Annotated in this window: 22 protein-coding genes; 14 read left to right on the top strand and 8 right to left on the bottom strand. The window is 54.4% G+C overall.

Going from position 1 to position 24,821, the window contains the following annotated elements:
• Positions 1-137: 137 nt before the first annotated feature.
• Both pyrE and ACN08Y_RS02495 read left to right on the top strand, forming a co-directional pair.
• Positions 138-719 carry an orotate phosphoribosyltransferase gene (gene pyrE / locus ACN08Y_RS02500; RefSeq protein WP_419098983.1) on the top strand — a complete coding sequence of 194 codons (582 nt, stop codon included), beginning with the start codon at positions 138-140 and terminating at the stop codon, positions 717-719.
• A 220-nt stretch (positions 720-939) separates the two neighbouring features.
• Entirely contained in the window at positions 940-1,626 is a 687-nt protein-coding gene (locus ACN08Y_RS02495) for a TrmH family RNA methyltransferase (protein WP_419111740.1), read from the top strand.
• Between the two features lie 27 nt (positions 1,627-1,653).
• Here ACN08Y_RS02495 and ACN08Y_RS02490 read toward each other — a convergent pair whose 3' ends face one another.
• The 3 genes from ACN08Y_RS02490 to ACN08Y_RS02480 form a co-directional block, all read right to left on the bottom strand.
• Positions 1,654-2,004, bottom strand: a complete 351-nt coding sequence (locus ACN08Y_RS02490) for a PadR family transcriptional regulator (protein ID WP_419111739.1) — start codon at positions 2,002-2,004, stop codon at positions 1,654-1,656.
• Positions 2,001-2,486 (bottom strand): hypothetical protein, encoded by a 486-nt coding sequence (locus ACN08Y_RS02485; protein ID WP_419111738.1) that lies wholly within the window; start codon positions 2,484-2,486, stop codon positions 2,001-2,003. Before ACN08Y_RS02485 ends, ACN08Y_RS02490 begins: the two co-directional genes overlap by 4 nt.
• A gap of 190 nt (positions 2,487-2,676) precedes the next feature.
• The gene (locus ACN08Y_RS02480; protein ID WP_419111737.1) at positions 2,677-3,555 is read right to left on the bottom strand and encodes a hypothetical protein; all 879 of its coding nucleotides are present in this window, start codon (positions 3,553-3,555) and stop codon (positions 2,677-2,679) included.
• A gap of 379 nt (positions 3,556-3,934) precedes the next feature.
• On the opposite strand from ACN08Y_RS02480, the gene ACN08Y_RS02475 reads away from it, so the two are divergent.
• The 5 genes from ACN08Y_RS02475 (at position 3,935) to ald (ending at position 10,509) form a co-directional block, all read left to right on the top strand.
• A complete protein-coding gene (locus ACN08Y_RS02475; RefSeq protein WP_419098986.1) occupies positions 3,935-5,545 on the top strand; it encodes an SLC13 family permease in 1,611 nt (536 codons plus the stop codon).
• Positions 5,546-5,917: 372 nt separating this feature from the next.
• A complete protein-coding gene (gene fbaA, locus ACN08Y_RS02470) occupies positions 5,918-6,943 on the top strand; it encodes a class II fructose-bisphosphate aldolase (RefSeq protein ID WP_419098987.1) in 1,026 nt (341 codons plus the stop codon).
• A gap of 240 nt (positions 6,944-7,183) precedes the next feature.
• Positions 7,184-8,389 (top strand): Fic family protein, encoded by a 1,206-nt coding sequence (locus ACN08Y_RS02465; protein WP_419111736.1) that lies wholly within the window; start codon positions 7,184-7,186, stop codon positions 8,387-8,389.
• A gap of 475 nt (positions 8,390-8,864) precedes the next feature.
• Positions 8,865-9,290, top strand: a complete 426-nt coding sequence (locus ACN08Y_RS02460) for a DUF3151 domain-containing protein (protein WP_419111735.1) — start codon at positions 8,865-8,867, stop codon at positions 9,288-9,290.
• A 133-nt stretch (positions 9,291-9,423) separates the two neighbouring features.
• A complete protein-coding gene (ald, locus tag ACN08Y_RS02455; RefSeq protein ID WP_419111734.1) occupies positions 9,424-10,509 on the top strand; it encodes an alanine dehydrogenase in 1,086 nt (361 codons plus the stop codon).
• Between the two features lie 101 nt (positions 10,510-10,610).
• Here the strand turns inward: ald and ACN08Y_RS02450 are convergent, their stop codons facing one another.
• From ACN08Y_RS02450 to ACN08Y_RS02440, 3 genes are all read right to left on the bottom strand, one after another.
• Positions 10,611-11,009 carry a hypothetical protein gene (locus tag ACN08Y_RS02450; RefSeq protein ID WP_419110957.1) on the bottom strand — a complete coding sequence of 133 codons (399 nt, stop codon included), beginning with the start codon at positions 11,007-11,009 and terminating at the stop codon, positions 10,611-10,613.
• 418 nt (positions 11,010-11,427) lie between these two features.
• Positions 11,428-12,414 (bottom strand): hypothetical protein, encoded by a 987-nt coding sequence (locus ACN08Y_RS02445; RefSeq protein WP_419111733.1) that lies wholly within the window; start codon positions 12,412-12,414, stop codon positions 11,428-11,430.
• A gap of 2 nt (positions 12,415-12,416) precedes the next feature.
• Positions 12,417-13,094 carry a DUF6318 family protein gene (locus tag ACN08Y_RS02440; RefSeq protein WP_419111732.1) on the bottom strand — a complete coding sequence of 226 codons (678 nt, stop codon included), beginning with the start codon at positions 13,092-13,094 and terminating at the stop codon, positions 12,417-12,419.
• Between the two features lie 225 nt (positions 13,095-13,319).
• On the opposite strand from ACN08Y_RS02440, the gene ACN08Y_RS02435 reads away from it, so the two are divergent.
• Entirely contained in the window at positions 13,320-16,538 is a 3,219-nt protein-coding gene (locus ACN08Y_RS02435) for a DUF3427 domain-containing protein (RefSeq protein ID WP_419098994.1), read from the top strand.
• Positions 16,539-16,682: 144 nt separating this feature from the next.
• Positions 16,683-17,636: a prephenate dehydratase gene (pheA, locus tag ACN08Y_RS02430; RefSeq protein WP_419104148.1), complete on the top strand. Its 954-nt coding sequence runs from the start codon at positions 16,683-16,685 to the stop codon at positions 17,634-17,636.
• On the opposite strand, the gene ACN08Y_RS02425 is transcribed toward pheA, so the two are convergent.
• Positions 17,633-18,793, bottom strand: coding sequence for a diacylglycerol/lipid kinase family protein (locus tag ACN08Y_RS02425; protein WP_419111731.1), 1,161 nt, complete (start codon positions 18,791-18,793; stop codon positions 17,633-17,635). The genes pheA and ACN08Y_RS02425 overlap by 4 nt on opposite strands.
• Before the next feature lie 145 nt (positions 18,794-18,938).
• Here ACN08Y_RS02425 and serS point away from each other — a divergent pair, with 145 nt between their 5' ends.
• The 4 genes from serS to ACN08Y_RS02405 all read left to right on the top strand — a co-directional run bounded on the left by serS (position 18,939) and on the right by ACN08Y_RS02405 (position 23,022).
• Entirely contained in the window at positions 18,939-20,240 is a 1,302-nt protein-coding gene (gene serS, locus ACN08Y_RS02420; RefSeq protein WP_419104150.1) for a serine--tRNA ligase, read from the top strand.
• 211 nt (positions 20,241-20,451) lie between these two features.
• Positions 20,452-21,408 (top strand): metal ABC transporter substrate-binding protein, encoded by a 957-nt coding sequence (locus tag ACN08Y_RS02415; RefSeq protein ID WP_419110953.1) that lies wholly within the window; start codon positions 20,452-20,454, stop codon positions 21,406-21,408.
• An 8-nt stretch (positions 21,409-21,416) separates the two neighbouring features.
• Positions 21,417-22,166, top strand: a complete 750-nt coding sequence (locus ACN08Y_RS02410) for a metal ABC transporter ATP-binding protein (protein WP_419098999.1) — start codon at positions 21,417-21,419, stop codon at positions 22,164-22,166.
• A complete protein-coding gene (locus tag ACN08Y_RS02405; protein WP_419099439.1) occupies positions 22,162-23,022 on the top strand; it encodes a metal ABC transporter permease in 861 nt (286 codons plus the stop codon). Before ACN08Y_RS02410 ends, ACN08Y_RS02405 begins: the two co-directional genes overlap by 5 nt.
• Here the strand turns inward: ACN08Y_RS02405 and ACN08Y_RS02400 are convergent.
• On the bottom strand, positions 23,019-23,717 hold the full coding sequence (locus ACN08Y_RS02400) for a metal-dependent transcriptional regulator (RefSeq protein WP_419099000.1): 699 nt from the start codon (positions 23,715-23,717) through the stop codon (positions 23,019-23,021). The genes ACN08Y_RS02405 and ACN08Y_RS02400 overlap by 4 nt on opposite strands.
• A 244-nt stretch (positions 23,718-23,961) precedes the next feature.
• On the opposite strand from ACN08Y_RS02400, the gene ACN08Y_RS02395 reads away from it, so the two are divergent.
• Positions 23,962-24,801 (top strand): HAD family hydrolase, encoded by an 840-nt coding sequence (locus ACN08Y_RS02395; RefSeq protein ID WP_419110951.1) that lies wholly within the window; start codon positions 23,962-23,964, stop codon positions 24,799-24,801.
• The last annotated feature ends 20 nt before the right edge of the window (positions 24,802-24,821 follow it).

Genomic DNA, 24,821 nt, shown 5'->3' with positions numbered 1-24,821 from the left:
ACCCTCTTTGCCCGTCCCGGCCTTCCTGATCCGGGGCGGTGCTTTATAGAGTGGCCGGGGCTGAATAATTTTTCACCTGCCGGGATTCTCCCACCCAAAAACAAGCCCCGCCCACCCCATCTACTAGACTAAAACCCATGACTACCCTCTCCGAAAATCTCCCCATCGAAGCCGCCCGCGAACGCCTCCGCCAGCTCATCAGCGAATTGGCTGTAGTTCGCGGAAAAGTAACCCTAGCCTCCGGCAAAGAAGCTAACTATTACGTTGACCTGCGCCGCATTACCCTGCACCACGAAGCCTCCCGCCTAGTCGGCCAGGTCATGCTCGACCTTCTTGATAAGGCCGGTATTGAATTTGAGGCAGCAGGTGGCTTGACCATGGGTGCTGACCCGGTGGGCCACGCTATTATGCGCACCGCAGGTGATCAGGGCCGCGCTATCGACACCTTTGTTGTTCGTAAAGCCCAGAAGTCCTACGGTATGGGTCGCCAGGTTGAAGGCCCCAGCGTGGTAGGTCGCCGCGTGGTCGCTGTGGAGGACACCTCCACCACCGGTGGGTCAGCCCTTACTGCCGTTGAAGCCCTCCGTAATGCGGGGGCTGAAGTTGTCGCTGTCGCCGTTATCGTTGACCGAGCCACCGGCGCCAAGGAGCATATCGAAGAAGTTGCGGGTGTGCCCTGCCTCTACGCCTACTCCAAGAGCGACTTGGGTCTGGACTAAACCTTTAAAGGCAGATAAAAGCAGACAAAGATGTGCTGGACGCGCCCCGCCGACACCCTTAAGCGCCAGCCCCGAGCCAGTCGGCTTCTGGTGCGTCCACCGCCTTCCCACTGGTAACCCTTATACGCCAGTCCCGAGCCAGGGTTGCGCGGATACAATTTTGCCCTTTTCCTATAGGCTCTACCCCGAACGCCTAGCCCTGGAGTTGTAGTAAACACGTATGAACGAGAAGAACACTGAAGCAGAGGCCCCCGCCAAGGCTGCTGAACCCAGTAGTGAGGTTAGCGAACCCGAACGAGAGGTTGGCGTCGGCCCCTGGGAGGGCCCCTGGCCCGAAGGGGACCACTGGGACCCCGAACTATTGCGCGAGGGTGACCGCCGTAACGTGGTAGATAAGTATCGCTACTGGCGCATGGAAGCAATCATTGCAGACCTCGACCAGCACCGGCATGAATTCCACGTAGCTATCGAGAACTGGCAACACGACCTGAACATCGGCACCGTGGTCCGCACCGCTAATGCTTTTCTCGCACGGGAGGTCCACATTATTGGTAGGCGTCGCTGGAACCGCCGCGGTGCCATGGTGACCGACCGCTACCAGCATGTGCGCCATCACCCCACCATCGAAGACTTTCTGGCCTGGGCAGACTCCCAGGGTGTCGCTGTTATTGGGATTGATATTTTCCCTGATTCCCAACAGCTTGAAACCTACGACCTGCCCAAGAAATGCGTGCTGGTCTTTGGGCAGGAAGGCCCTGGGCTATCGCCTCAGATTCATGAGGCGGCGGTTGCTACCCTATCCATTGAGCAGTTTGGCTCAACTCGTTCCATGAACGCGGCTTCTGCGGCGGCGGTTGCTATGCACGCCTGGATCCGCAGGCACGTTTTCGGGCAGAAAGTCTCCTAGCGGTTTTGGTCATTAGATGCATACCCTCTAAGTGATGAGTGACTCAGAAATCCGTTCCAGGTAAAGAGCACCGGCCGGAGTCACCGTAAAATCTTTGCGTCTGGCTCCCGTACCGGGCACACTCACCGGTGTGATGGTCAGTAGGCTCAGTGAAGCTAAGCGCTTGAGGGTGCGGTAGAGGCCTCGCTCGGTGATGCTCCAACCCGTTTCAGCCTCAAAAACCTTATGAATTTCCTGGGCCGGAATGGGCCCCCTCTGGCTGATAATCCTTAGAAGCACCAGAGTTGTGGCTGACTTCTTGTAGACCTCAATCCAGGAGCCTGCCAGCTCTTCAATCCATTCCCGTTCAGCTGAGCCTAGCTTTTTCTCTGTGCTCATGAGACTACTTTTCTAACTCCCAGGACGCTGGTTTCCTCAAACCCGTGGCTACCGATGACGGCGAACATATGAATGAGTAGGCCCAGGCCCCAGAGCACCGGAATAGCAACGGCTGGTCCGCCCCAGGTAGCCAGCAGGATGCTCCGCTCCCAGATCCCAGAAGCGGCATCGATAGCAAAGTGCGTCAGATTACTGCAGGTCAGGAGGGTGTAGGTAAAAGCGTTAATGATGACTCCCCCGAATCGGAGGCGGTCTAGGCCCTTGCCGAAGGTGATGGCGTGGGCGAGCATGAGCAGAAGGACTGCTATGGTTCCCAAGGCAACAATCAGCATGGTGGCCCAGGGATAGAAAACGGTCAGGGTATGCGTAACAATAACCATGGAGGTAGTAGCTAGGCAGTAGGGCATCATCGTTTTGAGAGCGGTATCTGGGCTTTTACGAGTGCGAATCAGCTTGCTCAAGGAAAAAGGGGAAGTGGACATGTGCATCGTCCTTAGCTTGTAGTGTACCTATGGTTCATAGAATGACTGTACCATAGGTACACTAAAGATGTGCTAGGGGTCGGGTCAGCAGAAACATAATTCGTCACTCCCGGGCAGACCCTGACCTACCAGCAGTTAAGCGCAAATTCAGAAGCCCAGCCAGCGGCACCCTTCCCCGAAACCGTTTGACTTAGTTGCTATGGGCAAAATGGTCCTGCAGGCTACCCTGGGCTACCATCTGGCCCTCAGCACCTTGCTCAAGGATGGCAGGTTTAGAGAACAGGGGCGCATGATATTTTTCAAGATCTTGGGTGCTGATATGAGGAGGACCAACCATATCTCCCCTAAAAACTCCCAGGTGGGCTAGCGCAAGCATACGCCAAGGTAGCGGCGGGGCTGGGTTGGTCCAAGCAGCCACCAGGTTAAAAATCTTTTCCCTGCCAGCCCTCTTAATTGTTTGAGAGGGGTGAAAGTCCAGCCAGCAGTCCTTTGAAAGAGCCAAGACCCCAAAATAGTCTGCCGCATATTCCGGGGCCAAAGCCGCCCCGTAACGATCCGCGGTATAGGTCTCTGTCCAATTCAACAGGTTCTTCAAGAACGGGATGGATTGGCTGACCGTAGTTGAAAACTCGTACCAGAGCGCCTGATGGTTAGCCGAAAGGTTACCGACTTCCCGGGCCAAGGCAAAATGGAGCGCACCCAGGGTACCATCTGGGCGAGGGGCATTGAGGAGGTCTGAATGAATGAGGATAACCGATTCGCCTCCCGCTTGCAGAGAATGAGACAGTCCCTCAAGACCCGGAACCACAACCACCAGAGGAGTCCGCTCTAAACCGGCATCGTGAGCTAGCCCCTCAAGGGTACTTAACACCTGGGGAAATTGCTGGCTATCAACTAGGCAGCCCTTGGTTTTTGATTGCGCGGACTTGAGCAGGCGAATAAATCCCAGGGCAAAAGGAAAAACAAGTGCCAGCACTACGAACTGATAAATCTCAGCCAGGGCCTTTGTATCAAGAGCGCTGCTCATCTCTGGGAAGAAGAGGAAAACTCCAGCAATCGCTAAGGCCATACAAACAGTTAGAGACGTGAGAAAGACAGATAAAGTGAAGGCCAGCTTGTGCCAGCGATACCTTAAAGAGCGTTTTTCTAATCTACTCAGAGGATAATTCAAGGCCTTTGATTCCTATTGTCGTTTATTTCTACCCCCCAGAAGGCTTCTGCTGAGAGGTTAGCGTGCGTGCCACCGGTCCGGGAGTCAGTAGCGAGCTCAGATACAACCAGAAGGGGGCTGATAAGGAAAGGTTGCCAGTCATGGAGGAGATGACATGCCCCGCGTCCACTTCACAAAGGCAGATATCGGGTAGATTGATAATCTGCACTCTCGTAGCTGGCTACCAGCAGTCTGCAAGGGTCGCTTCCCTGAACACACAAAGACGTGAGGTCTCAGCATGAACAAACCCCATATTACGGGTGATCACCTACAGAAATACAGTGCCACCCCCACCCAGTCCATCGATCAGATCCACCGATCCCGAGGCTCCCAGGCACCAGAGGTCGAAGCCAAGGAACGCACTAAGCGCTTGCTGGGACTTCTGGGTGGTCTGCTTCTTGCCCTCGTAATCTATTTCGCGATGCCAGCGGACCTATCCCACCCTGCCCGTCTCACCGCTGCCATGGCTGTGCTCATGGGTATCTGGTGGATGACAGAAGCACTACCTATCCCCGCCACCGCGCTCTTACCTTTAGTCGTTTTCCCTGTCCTGAACCCAGAGGTGAAAATTAATGAGGTAGGAGCTAGCTACGGCAACAGCATCATCTTCCTTTTCATGGGTGGCTTTCTGCTGGCGCTTGCCATGCAACGCTGGAACCTTCACCGCCGTATTGCCCTGCTCACTCTTAAATCTATGGGCACCAAATCGTCAACCATGGTAGCCGGTTTCATGATCGCCACCGGTTTTCTGTCCATGTGGGTTTCCAATACCGCTACCGCTGTCATGATGATCCCCATCGGAGTTTCAGTGCTCATGCTGATAGCCCAGGCAAGCGGGTCAACCCAGATACAGATTGAGGAGGGTGCTGCCGCAGAGAGCCAGCAGGTCAAGCAGGCTGTCATCAACTCCAATTTTGGGACCGCTCTGATGTTGGGGATAGCGTATGCGGCCTCTATTGGGTCCCTGGGAACTCTCATCGGAACCCCTCCTAATACCCTTCTAGCCGGTTATATGGCAGATACCCACGGTATCCAGATTGGCTTTGGTCAGTGGATGCTGGTGGGCGTTCCCCTGTCCATAGTTACCCTTTTTTGCTGCTGGTTCCTGCTAACTAAAGTATTTTTTAAACCAGAAATCAGCGAAATCCCCGGAGGCAAGAAACTTATTGCCCAGGAATACGCCAAGCTAGGCCCCATGGGGTCCGGCGAACTGCGTGTGCTCATTATCTTTATCGCCGCAGCTCTGGCCTGGATTTTTGTTCCCCTCATCTGGTCTAAACCAGCTCCTATCACAGATGCAGGTATCGCGGTGCTGGTGGGCCTTATCCTCTTTGCCCTCCCTGCCGGTGGGACAGCTCAGAAAGGTGTACGCCTGATTGATTGGGAGACAGCCACTAAACTTCCCTGGGGCGTTCTCTTGCTCTTTGGCGGGGGGCTAGCCCTTTCATCCCAGTTCACCGGATCGGGCCTCACTGATTGGATTGGCAAACTGGTAGGAGGTATGGGCGCAGTTCCTCTAGTGTTCCTTGTCTTGATGGTAACCGCCGGTGTTATTTTCCTGACCGAGCTGACGTCCAATACCGCAACGGCAGCTACCTTCCTGCCTGTTGCCGGTGGTATTGCGATGGGTATGGGCCAGGCGCCTATGGTTCTAGCTATTCCTGTTGCCTTGGCGGCAACCTGCGCTTTTATGCTGCCTGTTGCAACCCCGCCCAACGCCATCGCCTACGGGTCTGGTTATGTGACCATTGGGCAGATGGTCAAGGGCGGTCTTTGGCTGAACATTTTCTGTATTGTGGCCATCACCGCAGTGACCATGACTTTAGCTGTCTGGGTCTTTGGCTTATAGGTTGAGCCGAGGCTAGAGCCCTCTAGCTGCCTGCCCCTGAATTCGGAGGTCCGGTAGCTGGAGGGTTCCCTGCTTTTGTGATCTTGCCTGGCAGTTGGTGGCCTGGCAGGCAAACCCATAAAAAACAACATTATTTTCCACTTATCGCCGATTAGAGGGGAAAGGTGCCTGGTATTTACACCAAAACACATTGTTTTGAGTGGGTTTATGCCCGAAATTAATGTGGGAAAGCTCCCCATTGCACCGCTACCCTTGGTAAACTGGGAACCAGGCAGGCGCCCACCTCTGCACCTTAGACGGGTCGGGGGAGCGGGCACCAACTCACAGCAGGCCGCCAACCGGGTGGCCCAACCCAACATATGAGGAGTCAGCATGCCTATTGCAACCCCCGAAGTCTACGCAGAAATGCTCGAAAACGCCCGCTCTAAGGGCTTTGCCTACCCCGCCGTTAACGTAACCTCATCACAGACCCTCAACGCAGCCATCGCCGGTTTTGCTGAGGCAGGCTCAGACGGCATCATCCAGGCTTCTACCGGTGGCGCAGCCTACTGGTCGGGCTCCACCAAGAAGAACATGGTTGCTGGCTCACTTGCTTTTGCCGCGTACGCACGCGAAGTTGCTAAGCAGTACGACGTCAACATTGCTCTGCACACCGACCACTGCCCCAAGGACAAGCTGGACGGATTCGTCCTGCCCCTGCTCGAAGAGTCAGAGAAGGCCGTAGCTCGCGGTGAAGCCCCCATCTTCAACTCACACATGTGGGACGGCTCCGCTATCTCCCTGGAAGAGAACCTGGAAATCGCTCAGCAACTGATCGCTCGCACCGCTAAAACCGGTCAGGTTCTGGAAGTTGAAATCGGCGCTGTGGGCGGCGAGGAAGACGGCGTTGAGGGCGCTATCGACGATTCCCTCTACACCACTGTTGAGGACGCCATCAAGACCGTTGAGGCCATCGGCCTGGGCGAAAAGGGCACCTACATGGCAGCTCTGACCTTCGGTAACGTCCACGGCGTCTACAAGCCCGGTAACGTCCACCTACGCCCCGAACTGCTCAAGGAAATCCAGACCGAGGTCGGCGCTAAGTACGGCAAGGGCGAAAAGCCCTTCTTCCTGGTCTTCCACGGCGGCTCAGGTTCCACCGAGCAGGAGATTGCAGATGCAGTTTCCTACGGTGTTATCAAGATGAACATCGACACCGACACCCAGTATGCCTACACCCGTCCTGTAGCCGATCATATGTTCCGCAACTACGATGGTGTGCTTAAGGTAGATGGCGAAGTTGGCAACAAGAAGACCTACGATCCCCGCGTATGGGGTGCTGCAGCTGAGGCTGGTATGACCGCTCGTGTGGTTGAAGCCGCTCAGCAGCTCGGCTCTGTTGGCACCTCCCTTAAGTAGTCTCTGCTGGTAGAGACTCGCTTACCGAGGTGAGCTAAGGCGCCGGCCGCCCCTGTATAGGGGCGGCCGGCGCCTTTATCTGTTCGGTTTCTTTCTGGTAAAAACCGCTGCTTTTACGTTTTAGCTGTATGCCCTGGCGCCCTTTAAACGTAAAAAGCGGTGTTTTTACGTTTATGAGTTAGCTAAGGTAGGTGCTAAAACGTAAAAAGATCGGTTTTTAAGAGGTAGGAGGTAAACCAGATGAAGAAGTATAAGTCCCTTAAATCTGTCTTCCACCAAGATGACCGTTCTACAGCAGAGCAGGAAGCTCAGCGCAGGCGAAGCAATGGGTTCGAGACCAACTTTGAGATGAACGGGAACAAACTGTTCTACGCTGTGACCCCTCAGCTCTTACTCTTGCAAGAGCAAGTCTTGCTGAATGAACGCACTTTAGAAGTACTTGCGGCGGATATCCCCCTAGCTGCCCGGCGTAGCTATCTTTATGAGCTTATTACCCAGGAGATTACTGCAAGCCATGAGATTGAGGGGGTTCGCTCCACCCGGCACGAGATCCAGCAGGCTCTTGAAGCGGAGCCGCGTGAGAATAGGAAATTCCGGCAAACTGCTAGGCTCTATCTGGAACTTTCAGACGGCCAGGTCAAAGCTCCTACAACTTTAGATGAGATTCGGGAGATTTATGACCGCCTATTTGGTGCTGAGATTGTGACAGAAGACAGGCCTGATGGGGACCTGTTTAGGCTAAATCCGGTATATGTCTATGACGGCGCAGATAAAGGTATTCATGCCGGGTCTGCCACCGAAGAGGACATAAGTAAACAGCTCCAAGCCATGCTGGATCACCTTGCAGATGATGAAGCGCCTTCTCTCCTGTCGCGGGTGGTCTCGCACTTCATGTTTGAGGCTGTACACCCTTTCTACGACGGCAACGGCAGATTGGGTAGGTTCCTACTGAGCGTTCAGCTCCAGGAAGTTTTTTCTGCTTATACCGTGCTGACGCTCTCTTACCTCATCAACCAGAGGAGAGCCGAATACTATAAGGCCTTTACGGAGGTGGAAGAGCCCCTCAACATGGCTGACGCCACTTCTTTTGTCCAGACTATGCTCGGTTTTATCCGTGATGCCCAACAGAGGCTTATTGACGATTTTGTAGACAAAAAGTATCTCATGGAGGGCCTTAAATTTCATGTACACCATTTGTCGCAGTCTGCTGAGCTACCGCAGGATACAGTTTCTACGCTCTTTATTCTTGGCCAAGTTCACCTCTTTGGTGGTGAACGAGGGCTGGATTGGGATACTTTGAGCGAGGTAATAGGTAAGTCAAGGAGCACTACCCGAAAGTACATCACAGAGTTAGAGGAGCAGGGGCTTGCCCAGCGAGTTTCATCCCGGCCTCTACGCCTTAGGCTGAGCGAGAAGGGTCTTGCGCTTCTGTTCCCGGAACAATGACCTTGTAATTCTAAGGTGCCGGCCGCCCCTGCATAGGGGCGGCCGGCACCTTTTTGCATTTAGGCATCAATACCGATGGGGCCGCCGTCCTCACGCCAGACCACTACAACGGAAGGGCGCGGAACCCTGCCAGGGCCATCGGGCCAGACCGCATTTGTAGGTGCAGGTGAGCGATGAACGGGACGAGAAAAAATTGGTGAGCAGGTTCTTGCCGGTGAGCGACATGCTGGGTCACCTGTTTTCTGTGTGGGGAATTACTATGTTTGACAAGGGGTTTGTCTTCTAGTCACTGTAGGGGCGGTAGCTTGCAGGCTGTTAAACGTCGGGTTTCCCGGTGTGAACAGCCGGTTAGAGCGGGCTTGGGCAGAGTTCCTCTTCCCTGCGACGGTTGATCTGCCTCGCGCTAGCTGCTGTACTCTTAGGGCCTGCGAGTAGACTGTTGTGTAATTACAACTTTTCACAAAAGGAGCACCGCATGTCCCTTGCCGGTAAGAACCTACTAGATGGCCCTGCCCCCACTTACCTGCCGGAAAACCCGGATCTGGATGCCCGCATCGCAGCTGGTGATACGCCGCAAGAGCTGGCCCAGGCCTTCCCTAAGTCCTCACTGGCATGGGCTCTACTGGCTGAGGAAGCGCTCGCGGCTGGCCGTACCGTGGAGGCTTACGCTTACGCCCGTGTAGGCTACCACCGCGGGCTTGATGCCCTCCGAGGTAATGGTTGGCGCGGCCACGGCCCCATCCCTGTGGCCCACCAACCTAACCGGGGCTTCCTTCTGGCGCTACTGCTGCTGGGGCAAACTGCCGCTGTGATAGGTGAGACCGATGAGGCTGAGCGTATTGATACTTTCCTCAAGGATTCAGACCCTCAAGCGGTGACTGTGCTCACAGATCAGGGGTAGAATCTGGTCTTGATGAGCACAGAGGCCCTTCATAGTGAGTTATAAAGGTGAGGTGGCTTGTGGGCGTCAAAGGAAAAGGCGTAGGCTGAAACCAGCATTTTTCAACGACGAAAATGAATGGAAGACACCTCTCATGCGCATTGGCGTACCCCGCGAAATCAAGCCCCAGGAACAGCGCGTTGGGCTGACCCCTGACGGCGTTCTTGCTCTCACCCAAGCAGGCCATCAGATCTTTATTGAGAAGGACGCTGGCCTGGGTGCTGGCTTCTCCAACGACGAGTACGAGCGGGTCGGCGCCCAGCTGGTCAGCCAGGACCAAGCCTGGTCACAGGCTGAACTCCTGGTCAAGGTCAAGGAACCCATCGAAGCCGAGTACAAGTATCTGCGTGAAGACCTGACCCTCTTCACCTACCTGCACCTGGCAGCAGACAAGCCCCTGACTGAGGCTCTGCTGACCGCTAAGACTCGCGGTATTGCCTACGAGACCGTTCGTAGCGGGCGTGCCCTGCCCTTGCTACTGCCCATGAGCGAAGTTGCTGGCCGCCTGGCCGCCCAGGCTGCCGCCCAGTACACTATGGGAACCGAAGGCGGGCAGGGTTTGCTCCTGGGCGGTGTGCCGGGTGTAGCGCCTGCACGGGTGGTTGTACTCGGTGGCGGTAACGTGGGTACCCAAGCCGCTAAGCTCTCGGTTGGCCTCGGTGCAGAGGTTACCATTCTGGAAGGCTACGGCCCTCGTGTCCGCGAGCTAGCTGACCTCTTCGGTTCAACAGCCCGCGTCTTGCACTCAACCCCCGCCAATATTGAGCGTGAAATTGCCGGTGCGGATGTCATTATCGGCTCTATTCTGGTACCTGGCGCTAAGGCCCCTAAGGTGGTTCGTCGTGAGCACCTTGAAACCCTCAAGCCTGGTGCCCTGCTCATTGATGTAGCTATCGATCAGGGCGGTTGCTTTGAGACGTCCCGCCCCACCACTTACGCTGATCCTATCTTTGAGGTCGAGGGTATCCGCCACTACTGCGTTGCTAATATGCCTGGCGCTGTGCCCCGTACCTCTACTATTGCGCTAACCGACGCTACTCTGCCTTACGTGCTGAAACTGACGGAAGGTGTTGACGCTGCGCTGGCGCAGAACCCTGACCTGGCGCTTGGCTTGAACACCGATGCCGGCAGGATTAGTTGCCCTGCGGTCGCTGAAGCCTTCCCGGACCTGGCAGGCTAGACCTAGTTCTAGGGCCTGCCGATAGAAGCCCCTGCTATCTCGCTGTTTGAGCGAGGTAGCGGGGGTTTTATGTGGTTTTGACGATTCGGGGGCTTTAGCGGTTAGCCAGCTTTTGGTCCCTGGGGGAGGACCGGCATGAGCTTACGGAAAATACGGTAGAGGGCAAAAGTCGCAACTGCTTGAGACAGGAAGATGCTGGCGATGAGTGTAGATGAATCATCGAGAGGCAGGAGTCTAGTAACTGCGTAACTGATGAAGATACTTCCCATAATTGCAAGCAGAACGATGCCCGCACTGTACCAGGCCAATCTACCCCTGGTAGGGGGATTCATGGTGCGAACTCCTAGTAAGCCAATGACAACCGACAGGGCCCCAATCCAGGTATTCTCCGAAAAGTCTAACCATACGAGAACGCTTAATCCCAGTGCGGCAAGAAGAGAGGGGCGTGGGGATGCTCCGAACATAATCCGGGTTTTGTGGGTGGGAGTTTCTGCCGTCATCACTTGTCCTCTCGTGCAAGGTGGTAGCCGGGGGTAAGGGTTTTGCTAGTCGCAGCTACCTGCTTTGGCATCTTTCCATCAGTATAGTGATGTGCGACATGTTGAGAAAGGTGGGGGTTGTTGCTTGGGGCCAAAGAAAAGGGCCGCAACCTGTTGGTTGCGGCCCTTTCCCCATACACACACATTTCTCATGAACCGCCCCTTGCGGGGCGACGCCTCAGAGGTTCACACACGTTCTCTGAAAAGGTGACTCATCGTCACGGCGAGATTATTAGTCTCTTGAAGGTTGCGGGGTTTTCTCTCCTCGTCCTTGTGTTTTAACTATGGCACCCTAACCTAGGTGGGGAGTACAGGAAGCCTGTGTGTAAGCTAGGAAAAGTTTTGGGGTGAAGTATTTTGGGTGGTGGCGGCCACTGATTTAGGTGCCGGGGCAACCCCAGGCTTGTGGGTTCTGCTCGCAATCATCTGCGACAAGACCCGCTTTGACCCGCCATACGCGGACGAGCTGGGGGTCAGTGGAGCGTTCGACGGTCCCATCGATAACCTGCCAGGGTCCACCGTTGACGGAGTATTCACCGCGGTAGCTGGTGGTAATGGTGAACTGGTAGTCCCCGGGCTCTGTGTATTTGTGGGAGGTGTCTGTGGGCTGATCCCAGATATCTTCACCTAGCTGGTAGCCGGGGTAGTTGATTGGCCCTAGAGTTGTGCCGTCACCGTAATGGAAGGTGTATGAAACGGGGGTAGCTCGCAGGGAGACTTCTTGCCCGGCAATGGTGCGGGTAAATTCTTGGGGGTTAGGGTCAGCCCAGAAGTTGGTGTTGTAGTTTTTGAGGGTGTGCGGTGCTCGTTCTTGGTGAGCTTGTGCGGGGGCGACCGGGAAAGTGTTGAAATCTTCTACGCTCAGGATAACTTGTGTGGCACGTAGGACGGTTTGTCCGTCTACTTCTGTGGCTTCTAAACCTGCTGCTTCAAGGTCTTCTGGCGTGAGGGGGACGCAACCGATGGGGCCTTGGCGGGTCTTGTAGGGTGTATCTGCCCCATCACCCCAGTCTGCGGGCACTAAGGAGAGTACGCCGAGTTTGTTGTTGGCTGCCAAGCAGTAGGTGCCTGGTTGTGCACTACCACCTTTTTGTAGGCGGGCGTGGGAATCATCGGGATCTTTACGCTCCTGAAAGTGGATCAGTTTAACTGCAGTAGCAATTTCGGAGGATGGTTCATTGATGGGCTGAGGTACTTCTCTGTTTTCTTCATAGCCTTCAAAACCTTTTGCAAATGCATCTGTATGCTTGACCGATACCTTGAAACTACCAGTCCCGCTTGTTCCTTTGGTTTCTGCATAAGCTATTGACATGCTTGTTGGCAAAATAGCGGTCAGCATCAGAGTGCTCAAAAAAATTTTTCGCATACCTAGCTCACCACTTTCGCGCTAACTATCTTCCAAGAGCTATTTGAGTAAGTAAGCCGCAGGTCCACACCCTTATAAATTGAGTCTGATGCATCATACGCTCTGGCTTCACCGTTGACCCACAAGACAGTATTTTCTACGTCAAAATTACAACCTATTGAGTAGGCTCCATTCCCATCTGAAGTAAGAAGGTCCTTGTTATAGTGGATTTGCCTAGTTCCGCCTATTACCCATCCACCTGAGTTATAGATTTCATTAAGTGATTCATAAAATTCTAATTCTTGTGTATAGGATTCATCTACGAGCTTGGTAATCTCTGTGACGTCCCCGGTTTGCATAGCGTAGTTGCGCAAATCATTCCAGTAATTAATGAATAGCTCCATGCCTTCCGTTGTCTCAACATTCATACCTTCGGGTTTAACCGGTTTGGGGACGTTTTGGGCCGGACCGAACTCGTCTGCCGGGCGGTACTCACCGTCGGGGGCCTTGGATCCACCGGAGTAGTGCTCAGTTTCTTGAGCTGTTGCGCTAGCACTCACGCTACTGCTAGCACCGCTTGCACTACTGGCTGAGCTGCTATCTGAGGGCTCTGGGATTGAACCAGTCTTTTGTTCACCGCAACCTGTGAGGACCAGGAGGGCAAGAGCGGTCAAGGTCAGGGTTCGTTGTGCGGTGCGCATTGAGTCCTCCTGGGACATATTTGTGACTAGGGTTTATGTGTTCGTTTATAGTGCTGGACACCTGACTTGGCAAGGACCTGGGGCGATTAGACCGTTTTTGACAGCAGATTACGCCCAATGTAGCTGGTCTATCCACAGATCTGACATAAAAACTAGGGCCCCTAGCTGAGGGCTATAGCAGCAGCCGCGTAACGGCTCAGAGCATGGCTGAAGTATGCTGCATATATGAGTAATAAACAGGTTCTCCCCATCGGTCTGTACGAAACTCTTAAGACTCGTCGGATGCTCTCCCAAGCTCTCCCCATCGAGTCTGAATGGATCGAGTCAGAGATCCCTGCCGATGACTCTGAGCATGTTTCTTCGTTAGCGCGTTATCTTGCACAACAAGTTGTTGCGAAACTTGAACAAACCGAGGCCCACGAGCGCATTATGCTCATCAACTCTCTCCTTAACCATTTGGAAGAAGAGCAGGCTGAATCTGACGAAGTCCTAACGCTAGAGAGCCAGAAAAAAGTGGGTTCTCTAGTTCAGCTCACCGAACTCAAACCCCTGCACCAAGAAAAGCCTCTAAGCCGTCCCAATACTCCGCTGAGCAATGTTGCACTGTTGACGAACAACCCGAAAGAGCCTCAGCTAGGCGACGAACTTAAGAGAGAGCTAGAGAGCGCCGATCGTGTTGATCTGCTGTGTTCCTTCCTCAAATTAACTGGTGTTAACGTTCTTGCACCGCAACTTAACATCCTAAAAAAGCGGGGTATCCCCTTCCGCGTCATTACTACAACCTACATGGGAGCTAGTGACCGTAAAGCCGTCGATAAGCTGGTGAAAGAATACGGGGCACAGGTCAAGATTAGCTACGAGAAAAATTCAACTCGATTACATGCGAAAGCCTGGCTCTTTCACCGTAATACGGGCTTCTCAACAGGATATGTAGGCAGTTCAAATCTTTCACATGCTGCACTCACCGATGGCCTTGAATGGAACGTCAGAATATCCAATATTGTTACCCCCGGCATTCTCCGACAATTCAATGCGGCTTTTGAAAGCTATTGGGAATCCCACCAGTTTGAAAGCTACACAGGGTCAGATGAAGACCGCAAAAAGCTTGATAAGTCGCTAGAACAAGCAAAAATAGGTACAGGCGCATCAGCGCGGCCGAACCTTGGGATTAACTTTTCATACGTTGATGTTCACCCCTACCCGCATCAAGCCATTATGCTTGATGAGCTTCAAGCGGAGAGGCAAAAAGGCCACCACCGGAACCTTGCCGTAGCTGCTACAGGTACAGGTAAAACGATCTTCTCAGCTCTTGACTACAAGAGGTTGTGCGAAGACGCTGGCCGCCGCCTGCGCCTTCTTTTTATCGCTCACCAGTCTGAGATTCTGAACCAGTCACAGAGTGCTTTTGCCACGGTCATGCGTGATGCTAACTTTGGTGAGCAATACTTCGGAGGTATGGTCCCCGAATATAATGACCAGGTCTTTGCAACGATTCAGACCCTTGCAGGCACTGGTAGCGAACGATTTAAACCAGACCACTTTGACGTAGTTATCGTTGATGAATTCCACCACGCCTCGGCCCCTACCTATCAAAAAATTCTTAATTATTTCCAGCCTCAAGAGCTATTAGGTCTTACTGCCACCCCTGAACGAACAGATGGCAAGAACGTTGCTGCTGAATACTTTGATGGGCGCCTTGCTACCCAGCTTCGTCTTTGGGACGCACTTGAAGCCGACCTGCTGGTTCCTTTTCACTACTACGGCATTAACGACGCAACAGACCTTAGTAGCCTCACCTTTGAGCGAGGAAGTTATCGGGACAGTGAATTGTCACGGTATTACCTCGAGAATAAGCGGCGGGTAAGCCTTATCCTGCAGCAGATTGATGAAAAAATTGCTAACCCTGGAAGTATGCGAGCCATTGGCTTTTGCGTAGATAGAGAACATGCTCGGTATATGGCCGAGGAGTTTAATAAAGCCCACTTACCGGCTACGTATCTCCTTGGCAATGATAGCGCAGACCGGCGCCGCGAGGTTATCGCGCAGCTTAAAGACCCTGAACATGAGCTGACTACAGTTTTCACAGTGAACCTGTTCAACGAAGGTGTAGATATTCCTGAAGTGGACACGCTGTTGATGCTTCGCCCTACTCAGTCACCGACTCTTTTTCAACAGCAACTTGGCCGTGGTCTACGCAGGTCCCCCGATAAGGCAGTCTTGGTTGTACTTGATTTCGTGGGTAACCAAGCCAAAGGGTTTAGGTTTGACCTTAAGATGCGTTCCCTAACTCGTACTGGTGTAGTTACACCCGGCGAGGTCGAAAACCCACATCTTCCACCGGGCTGCAGCATCCAGCTCGATAAGAAAACTCAAGAACAGGTGCTAAAAAGCATCAAAGATGCTCTTAACCCCAAAATCGAAGTTCTGGCCGATAACCTCAAGGTATTTGTTGAAGAACAGAAGAAAAAGAACTTTGAAGTTATCGTCACGGATCTGTTGGAACCCTACCTCGAACAGTACGGTCTTGAACTTGCTCATATCTATGGGCGGAAGACAAAGAACGGTAAAGGTTTAACATTTACCTTCCTGTTGGACCAGGCAGGGCAAATTCCCAGAATCCCAGAACTTTATGAAAAGGGATCAGTCGTTGAGCATCTTTCCAATCGGATTAAGTCCTTGGCTAATGTTAATGACGAAGAGCGAGCCTCTGTTTATCAACGGCTTTTGACAACTGATGTGTTGGAAAAGGACCTTAGCCTACGGGAGAAACGTTTTGCCTGGATGCTCCTTTTTTCCTTCTGGCCTAATGGAAAGATAGGAAAGGAAGAAAAGAAATTTACCCTAGACCAAGGGCTGGGTGAGCTCCGCCAGCACCCTTATTTCATTCAGGAGCTCCTACAGATCTGGGCCTACCGTCTGGGGACGGATAGGCATGCACCCCAAAAATCACTGACTATTTCACAAGATATTCCGCTGAGCACACACGCCTATTACTCACGTGAAGAGATTTTTGCTGCAATAGGCCTTCACGAGAACGAAAAGAGGTCCGTTCCCGCGGGCGCAGTGCAGGGTGTCTACGAGTCACAGGCAACGAATACCATCGCTTTGTTGGTCAACCTCAGTAAGTCTGAGAAACATTTCACTCCCGAAACCATGTACAAAGATTATGCGGTTACTGAAAGAGAATTCGCATGGGACTCCCAGAATTCAACTGACCCAGAGAGTCGCCTCGGGCAGATTTACCAGCATCACGGTGAGCTGGGGCGGGCGCCCTTGCTTTTTATACGCTATACCAAAGAAGACGGGATTGGCACTGCTCCCTATATATTCGCAGGTCCGGTGACCTACCTGTCCCATAGCGGTTCAAAGCCGATGCATATTAAGTGGGAGCTTGAGCGTCCTATACCGGCAGACCTTTTTGCCCTGGCTCGGTCTACAGCATAACTGGGGCCCGTCATTTGCGGGTGGGCAGGTCTTTTATGGGTGTTGCAGGCGCTATGAGCAAAACATGCCCCGGTATTGGCTGTTTCCCAGGTGACTCCTCAGTAAAAACGGAGGCCCTAGCCCTTGCCCACTAGACTAGGGTTCATGCGTTATACCTTTTTGGGTCCGGTGGGTACCTTTACTGAAGCTGCTTTGTTGACCGTTCCGGGTGCCCGGGAGGCTGAGCGTATCCCTGTGTCTTCTGTGCCGGCGGCGCTAGATGCCTTACGTTCGGGGCGGGCGGATGCGGCTATGGTGCCCATCGAGAATTCGGTAGAGGGCGGGGTGACTGCCACCCTGGATGCTATCGCCGCCCTGGATGGGTCTTTCCGCATCGTCCGGGAGGTGCTGGTCCCTATTACTTTTGTGCTGGTGGCTGGCCCCGGCACAACCCTGGCTGACGTTCAGACCATCTCAACGCACACTCATGCCTGGGCTCAGGTGCGCAACTGGGTTGCCCAGAATAAGCCGGAAGCGGGCTACCTGCCGGGTTCATCAACAGCGGGCGCGGCCCTTGGGCTACTCCAGCAGAACTGTGGCTACGATGCGGCAATTTGTTCGCCAGCCCTTGCTGAGGCTCACCCGGAGTTGAAGGTGCTGGCCCACAATATTGGGGATAACAAAAGGGCTGTGACCCGCTTCGTCTTGGTGGCCCGTGACGCTGTGACTCCGGAACCTACCGGGGCAGATAAGACAACCCTGGTGATACCGCTCCCGCAGGATCGGCCCGGTGCCCTGCTGGACCTGCTGGAGCAGTTCTCTACCCGGGGGATTAACCTTTCGCGGATTGAGTCGCGGCCCACGGGCGAGTTCTTGGGCGCCTATTTCTTCTCTATTGATATTGACGGGCACCTCTACGATGCGCGGGTACGCGATGCCCTGCGCGGCCTGCACCGGGTAGCACCGGGCGTGCTATTTTTGGGCTCTTACCCCCGTGCGGATCAGCGGGTTGCCAGGGTTGACCCTGTGCACGATGAAAGCTCTTTCGACGCGGCTCGTAGTTGGGTAGAATCCCTCTTCCCTGGGGGCCGCCCGGACTCCCTCAAACACCATATTTAGAGGCCCAGAACCTGCCGCCACCAGCGTTTTTGCTGGGCGGCTAGTTCTTGGCGGGCATCGAGCAAGTCGGTGAGTGAGCGGATCTGCAGGTCCTCGGGGTAGACCTTGATGTTCACGGCTGCGGGGAGCACTTTGGCATTGAGGCTGGTGGTTTCCCCCAGCACGTCCCCGTCCACCTCAACGGGTAGGGGCGCCTGCGGGAAGTCTACCTGGGCCTCGGTGCCCACAAAGTGTTCCACTACGGGGAAGATGGCTTGGCGGGGGTGCACGATGAACTGCCCGGCCATGCGAATCCAGCTCAGGAGCGTTCGGGGTGTGAGCACTATGACTTCCAGCTGGCCGTCTGAGACTTCAGCTGAGGAGGCAAGATTAAGTCCGCCCTGAATTTTACCGGTATTGGCAATAAGGACTGAACGTATTTTGCGGCGGATGGGTTCCGCTCCGTCAACGGTAATGATGGCTGGGCGACGGCGGGTGAACATGTGTCTGATGCTGGCTTCTACATAGGCGAGCCAACCAATTTTAGCTTTGAGGTCTTCACTGGTATCCGTCATGATTTGGGCATCGAACCCCGCTCCACCCATGATAATGAAGTCAACCGGGTCAAGCTGATCCGTGTTGCCAAAGCTTATACGAATCATGTCTACGGCCAAGTTTTCCCCATGCAAGGCAAGGTTAATGCAGGCCCGCAGGTCTGTGATGTCTAACTTGAGGTTGCGGGCTAGCAGGTTGCCGGTGCCCAGAGGAACTACACCCAGAGGAACGCCTGTTCCTGCAAGGGCGGTAGCCACCGCGCGTACCGTACCGTCACCACCAACCGCTAGAACAAGCTCGGCACCCTCTTCTAAGGCTTGTTTGGCCATGCCGTGGCCGGGGTCTTCTTCCTGAGTCTCGTAGAAGTGGGCACCCGGCCAGTCTGCCTGCTCGAGGGCTGCGGTAATAAGTTTCTTGACCGAGTCAGAACGCTCCTTGACGGGGTTATAGATAACTGCGACCTGCTGGGGTGGCCCCGGCTCAATCATACGGTGCAGGGGTCGGTAGACCGGTAGCACATCGGGCCTTTTGTGCTGGATATGTCGAACAGCAAGAGCGAGACCGCTGGCGGTCAGGGCCGAGGAAATGGCAAGGGCTGTTAGTGTTGCGGAACGGGATAGCATAGAACTAAGCATACTGAAAATATGGCAGGTCAGGTGTCGCCTCTGCCACCCCTGGCTTAGAAGAGGGGCAAAGCTTGGCGGATATCGGTTCTATCAGGTGACCCCCGCCAGCAAAAGGAAGGGTAACTACGGTAGATTTAGAGGCATGATTGACATTAACCTCCTGCGTGAAAACCCCGATGCCTTCCGCGCTTCTCAGCGTGCCCGAGGTGCCGACGAAACCCTCATCGACCAGATCCTTGAAGCGGATACCGCCCGCCGCCAGGCCATCGTAGAGTTCGAAAACCTGCGAGCTGAGCAGAACGTCTTCTCTAAGAAGATTGGTAAGGCTGCCAAGGAAGAAAAGCAGGCCCTGCTCGCAGAAGTTAAGGAGCTTTCGCAGAAGGTCTCCCAGGCTAAGGCGGCTTCGGAGGCCGCTCAGGCCCACCAGGACGCGCTGCTTTCGAGCATGGGGAACCTGATTATTGATGGTATCCCTGCCGGTGGCGAGGACGATTACGTGGTCATCAAGCAGGTGGGGGAGCCGCGCGACTTTAGCGCCGACGGTTTTGAGCCCCGCGACCATCTTGAAATCGGCGAGCTGGTGGATGGCATCGATATGGTTCGCGGTGCCAAGGTATCTGGAGCCCGCTTCTACTTCTTGAAGGGTCACGTTGCCCGCCTTGAGCAGGCCCTGCTGTGGATGGCTCTGGACCAGGCAACCGCTGCCGGGTTTACCATGCTGACCACCCCCACCCTGGTGCGCCCCGAAACCATGAACGGCACCGGCTTCAATGTTGAGCACGACGATGAGATTTACCGTCTTGAACGCGATGATCTCTACCTGGTGGGTACCTCCGAGGTCGCTATTGCGGGCTTCCATGCTGATGAGATTATAGATTTCTCTAAGGGGCCCAAGAAGTACCTGGGCTGGTCGTCTTGCTACCGCCGTGAGGCCGGTTCAGCGGGTAAGGACACCCGGGGTATTATCCGAGTGCACCAGTTCAACAAGGCAGAAATGTTTGTCTACTGCCCCCTTGAGCAGGCGGAGGATATGCACGCGCAGATGCTGGCCTGGGAAGAGGAAATGCTAGCCAAGTGCGAGCTGTCCTACCGGGTGATTGATACCGCCGCAGGGGATCTGGGTTCGTCTGCTGCCCGTAAGTTTGACTGTGAAGCCTGGGTCCCCACCCAGGGTGCTTTCCGGGAACTGACTTCTACCTCTAACTGCACCACCTATCAGGCCCGCCGCCTGAACGTGCGTGAGCGTATGCCCGATACCGTGGACGCCCAGGGCAAGGTCAAGAAGGGTGGGACCCGTCCTGTGGCTACCCTCAACGGTACCTTGGCTACTACCCGCTGGCTGGTCGCCATCCTAGAAACCCACCAGCAGGCTGATGGCTCTGTGCGCATCCCCGAGGCCCTACGCCCCTATATGGGCGGTCTTGAGTTAATACCTGTCAAGTAGGTTTTTGCGTGAAATGTTTTTAGGGCGCCCCCTCCTGTGGAGGGGGCGCCCTGTTGTGTGATGTCCGGGGTGCGGGCGTGTCACCGTTGAAAAGTTCGTCTAGACGAACTTATGCTGTTAGCGGTGAAAGATAAGGCCGGTACAAGCTATGAACAAAGCAGTTCAGCAGCGGAAACCGCCCCAACCCGCCCTCAAGACAAGAAAGATACTGATGACTTCCACAATTCACGCAGATAAGGCCAAGAGCAGTAGCAGAAGCTGGGGCAGGAGCCTGTTCGCTATGGCCGCAGCTCTCCTCCTGATCTGCCTATCAGCCTGCTCCGCAAAACCAGGGGAGGCCAACTCGGAAAAGCCCTACGTCCTAGCAACCTTCACTGTTATTGCGGATATTGCCCAGAACATCGGGGGTGAGTACGTTCAGGTGGAATCGCTCACTAAGGCTGGCGCTGAAATTCACGGTTATGACCCAACCCCTTCAGATGTGCGTAAAGCTTCAGAAGCCGATCTGATCATTGCTAACGGTCTTCACCTAGAGTCCTGGTTGGATAAATTCCTGCAAGATTCCAAGGCACCGGCCGCTATCTTGACTGAAGGTATCGAGCCAATCAGCATCACCGAGGATGCCGGCGCTGGCTACCCTAACCCTCATGCCTGGATGAGCCCGGTAGCTGCTCAGGTTTATGTGGATAACATCGTCAAGGCCCTGAGTGAGGTCGCCCCTGAACACGCCGATGACTTTGAAAACAACGCTAAGGCTTACAAGGGGCAACTGGAGGAGGTTCACCAGGAACTGGTGGATTCCCTGTCCCAGCTCCCCAGCAATCAGCGCATGCTGGTTACCTGTGAAGGTGCTTTCTCCTACCTGGCGGCCGATGCCGGTTTAACAGAAGCCTACCTCTGGGCAGTTAACTCTGACGGGCAGACTGGTGCTCAGCGTATTGCCCAGATAGTTGAGGAGGTCGCTACTAATAATGTGCCCGCTGTTTTCTGCGAATCAACTGTCTCCGCGCGTTCCATGGAGCAGGTCGCTGCTGAAAGCCATGCTAAATTCGGCGGAACACTCTATGTTGACTCTCTTTCTGAGGAAGGTGGGCCGGTGCCGACCTACCTGGACTTGATCCGTTATGATACCCAGCTCATCGCTGATGCCCTGGGCTCAAAGGACTAGGGCTAGTCATGGTAGAGAACACACAGGATATGTTAGAAATCTCCAATGTCACCGTGCACTACGGGCAGGTAGCTGCCCTGAGTGATGCTTCCTTGAGCCTGGCGGCTGGGCATATTTGTGGGCTGGTAGGCATGAACGGATCGGGTAAGTCCACGCTCTTTAAGTCCATTATGGGTCTGGTACCCGCATCAGGGTCAGTCCGTATTGCTGGGCTGAGCCCCCGCCAGGCCCGCCGCCAGGGCTTGGTCAGTTACGTACCCCAGAGCGAGGACATTGATTTTAGCTTCCCGCTATCGGTTCGGGATATCGTCAGCCAGGGTCGCTATGGGCGCTTGGGGCTGACCCGGCGGCTCAAAAAAGAGGATGTCCAGGCTGTTGATCAGGCTTTGGAGAGAGTAGGGCTTGAGCAGCTTTCCCACCGCCAGATTGGCAACCTTTCCGGCGGGCAGAAAAAACGAGCTTTTGTTGCTCGAGGCTTAGCCCAAGGGGCCCGGATCCTGCTCCTGGATGAGCCTTTTGCCGGTGTCGATAAAAAGAGTGAAGCTATGCTGATTAGTCTCTTCAAAGAACTCCGCGATTCGGGTGCCAGTATTCTTATTTCCACCCATGACCTAGCTAATTTAGCGGATTTAGCGGATAGCGCTGTCTTGTTGCGCAATAGGGTTATCTCACGAGGTAGCCCCCAAGAGGTGCTAGAACCATCGAACCTTATTCGGGCTTTTGGAGTAGACCCCCTTAATCAGGCAGGAGCAAATTAGCATGTACGAACTCATTATCGAGCCTCTGAGCTATGGTTTTATGCAACGGGGGCTACTCGTAACGGTGGTAGCCGCCACGGTCTGTGCCTTGCTGTCCTGCTGGCTAGTGCTGATGGGGCTTTCACTCATGGGTGATGGTATTTCGCATGCGGTTCTACCGGGTGTAGCGATATCCTACATTTTGGGTATCCCCTATGCCATTGGTGCGGTTCTGGCAGCTCTTACTGCTGTGGCTTTAATCGGATCCGTCTCATCTGGGGGGCGGGTTCGTAAAGATGCTGCTATAGGCATCGTCTTTACCACCATGTTTGCCCTCGGGCTGGTCCTACTATCTGCCTTCCCTTCTCAGGTTGATCTGCACTCAGTGCTCTTTGGCAATGTGCTGGGAGTGTCATGGCTAGATCTAGTGCAGGTAGTAGTGCTTGCTGCTCTGGTGATCTCGATTCTTATGATTAAGCGTAAGGATTTGATTCTCTACGCCTTTGACCCTGGTTACACTCACGCTATCGGGCTCAACCCGCGTGCCCTTTCAGCTATTTTGTTGGTGGCCCTGGCAGTGACTTCGGTACTGGCTCTTCAGATCGTGGGAGTTGTTTTGGTGGTGGCTCTACTGGTCATTCCAGGGTCTACTGCCCGCTTACTGACCGATAAATTCAATTCCATGTTCATTATCTCTATCGCGGTATCGGTAAGCGGGGCTCTACTGGGTTTCTTCTGCGGCTACCTATTTGATGTTTCCGTAGGAGGTACCGTAGTCCTAGCTCTAGGAACGATTTTTGGGATCACCTACCTGTTTGCCCCTAGGCACGGAATTCTGGCTCACTGGCGGGCTCGCAAAATGGCAACTGTAGCCTAGCTTGCTGGCAGAGACACGAAGATCGCCTCTGTCTCTGCTGGGCTGAGTCTGAGCGGGAGGCCCTGACCGTTATGAACGGTTAGCTGGCCTCCCGTGTTTGTCTCACGTAAGGTCAGAAGAGTACCGGGAATGACCCCTTGATGGGTGCAGGCCCTGAGAGTCTGAGCGTTAGCGTCGGAGACTCTCTCAACCTTAAGGGTTAAGGGCAGTTCTTGCCTATACTCCTGGGAACCTGCGTAGTGGCTCAGCGGAGCCATCGGTGGGTGGGTCATCTCCCCTGAAGCGGAGGGGATGGGGTCCCCATGAGGGTCTCGGCTGGGGTGCCCTAAAAATTGATCCAGGCGTTCAATGAGGGTATCCGATACTGCGTGTTCCAGTACTTCTGCCTCATCGTGAACCTGATCCCAGCTGTAGCCCAGAGTCTCTACCAGAAAAGTTTCTATGAGGCGGTGCCTGCGAATCATAGAGAGAGCGTAGCGATGGCCTTCTTCGGTGAGCTCAATAGCGCCGTAGGGTTGGTGCTGGACCAGCCCGGCTTGGCGCAGGCGTTTGATGGCATCCGAGACAGACGATTGCCGTACTCCGGCTCGGGAGGCTATTACGGAGGTACTAGCCGGTTCTGAAGAATGTTCGGTAATGCTCCAGATAATTTTTAGGTAGTTTTGGGTGCTCTCAGAAAGGTCAGCTAAAGACATGTTCTCTAGTTTAAGGCCTCTGGCCCCCCATAAACCTTTAGGCCCTGCCTTGCTTCTATTTTCACAGGAGAGATTTTCTGTATAGTCTGGTCAGGGGTGGGCGGCTAAAGAGGCCATGAACCTTGCTGGCATAGCTAGTGGCTGGGGCCAGCTGATAGGGGGCCTACCCTGCGGCAAGGCGATGCACCCGGTGCAAGAACCTGACCTGAGAGACGGAGATAGAGTGATAGACAGCATTAAAGATATGAAAACCCTGCCCTTGCGGCAGTCTGACTGGCGGAAAGAGCCGGGGGTCCACTACCTGGTGGCCCTTGACGTGGATGGGACCTTGGTTAACCACGATGGGAAGATGAGTGAAGCCGTCAAAGAAGCGACCAGACAGGTAGCTGCGGCCGGGCACCATGTAGTGATCTCCACCGGCCGCTCCCTAGGCGCTACCCTGCCTATTGCTCAGCTCATAGGCCTTGATAGGGGTTATACCGTATGCTCCAATGGGGCTGTTACTGTGAGCATAGATCCAGGGGCAGAGGGGGGCTATCGGGTCGTTAACAAGGTCAGTTTTGATCCTTCCTCAGCCATTACAACCATCAAGGAGCGTCTGCCTCAGGCATCTTTGGCTTTGGAGGCCCCCGACGGCACCGTTTATGCTACTGACAATTTTGAAGACTGGTCCTTTGGGGTTAAGACCACTAAAGTAAGCCGTACCCAGATGGCCGCTATGGACTCAGCGGTGCGCGTAGTTGTTTGTTCACCTGAGGACACTCCTGCCGATTTTAAGGAAGTCATTAGCAACCTGGGCCTCAGCGGGGTCAATTACGCTGTAGGTTGGAGCGCCTGGCTAGATATCTCTCCAGAAGATGTCTCTAAGGCAACAGCCCTCGAAGAGATCAGGCAAGGACTGGGCGTCAAGCCAGAGCACACCATCGCTATTGGCGACGGCCTCAACGACCGCGAAATGATTCAATGGGCTGCCCGTGGTGTGGCTATGGGTCAGGCCTTGCCCGAGGTCGCGGAGCTCGCTACAGATGTGACTTTATCGGTCTATGATGATGGCGTGGTGCCTATCATCCGGGAGCTACTCTAAGAGAGAAAATGCAGTGCTTT

The sequence above is a fragment of the Rothia sp. P5764 genome, from assembly GCF_048512965.1.
Taxonomy (GTDB): domain Bacteria; phylum Actinomycetota; class Actinomycetes; order Actinomycetales; family Micrococcaceae; genus Rothia.
Note: the sequence above shows the minus strand (reverse complement) of the source record. Positions and strands in the feature narration are given on the sequence as shown.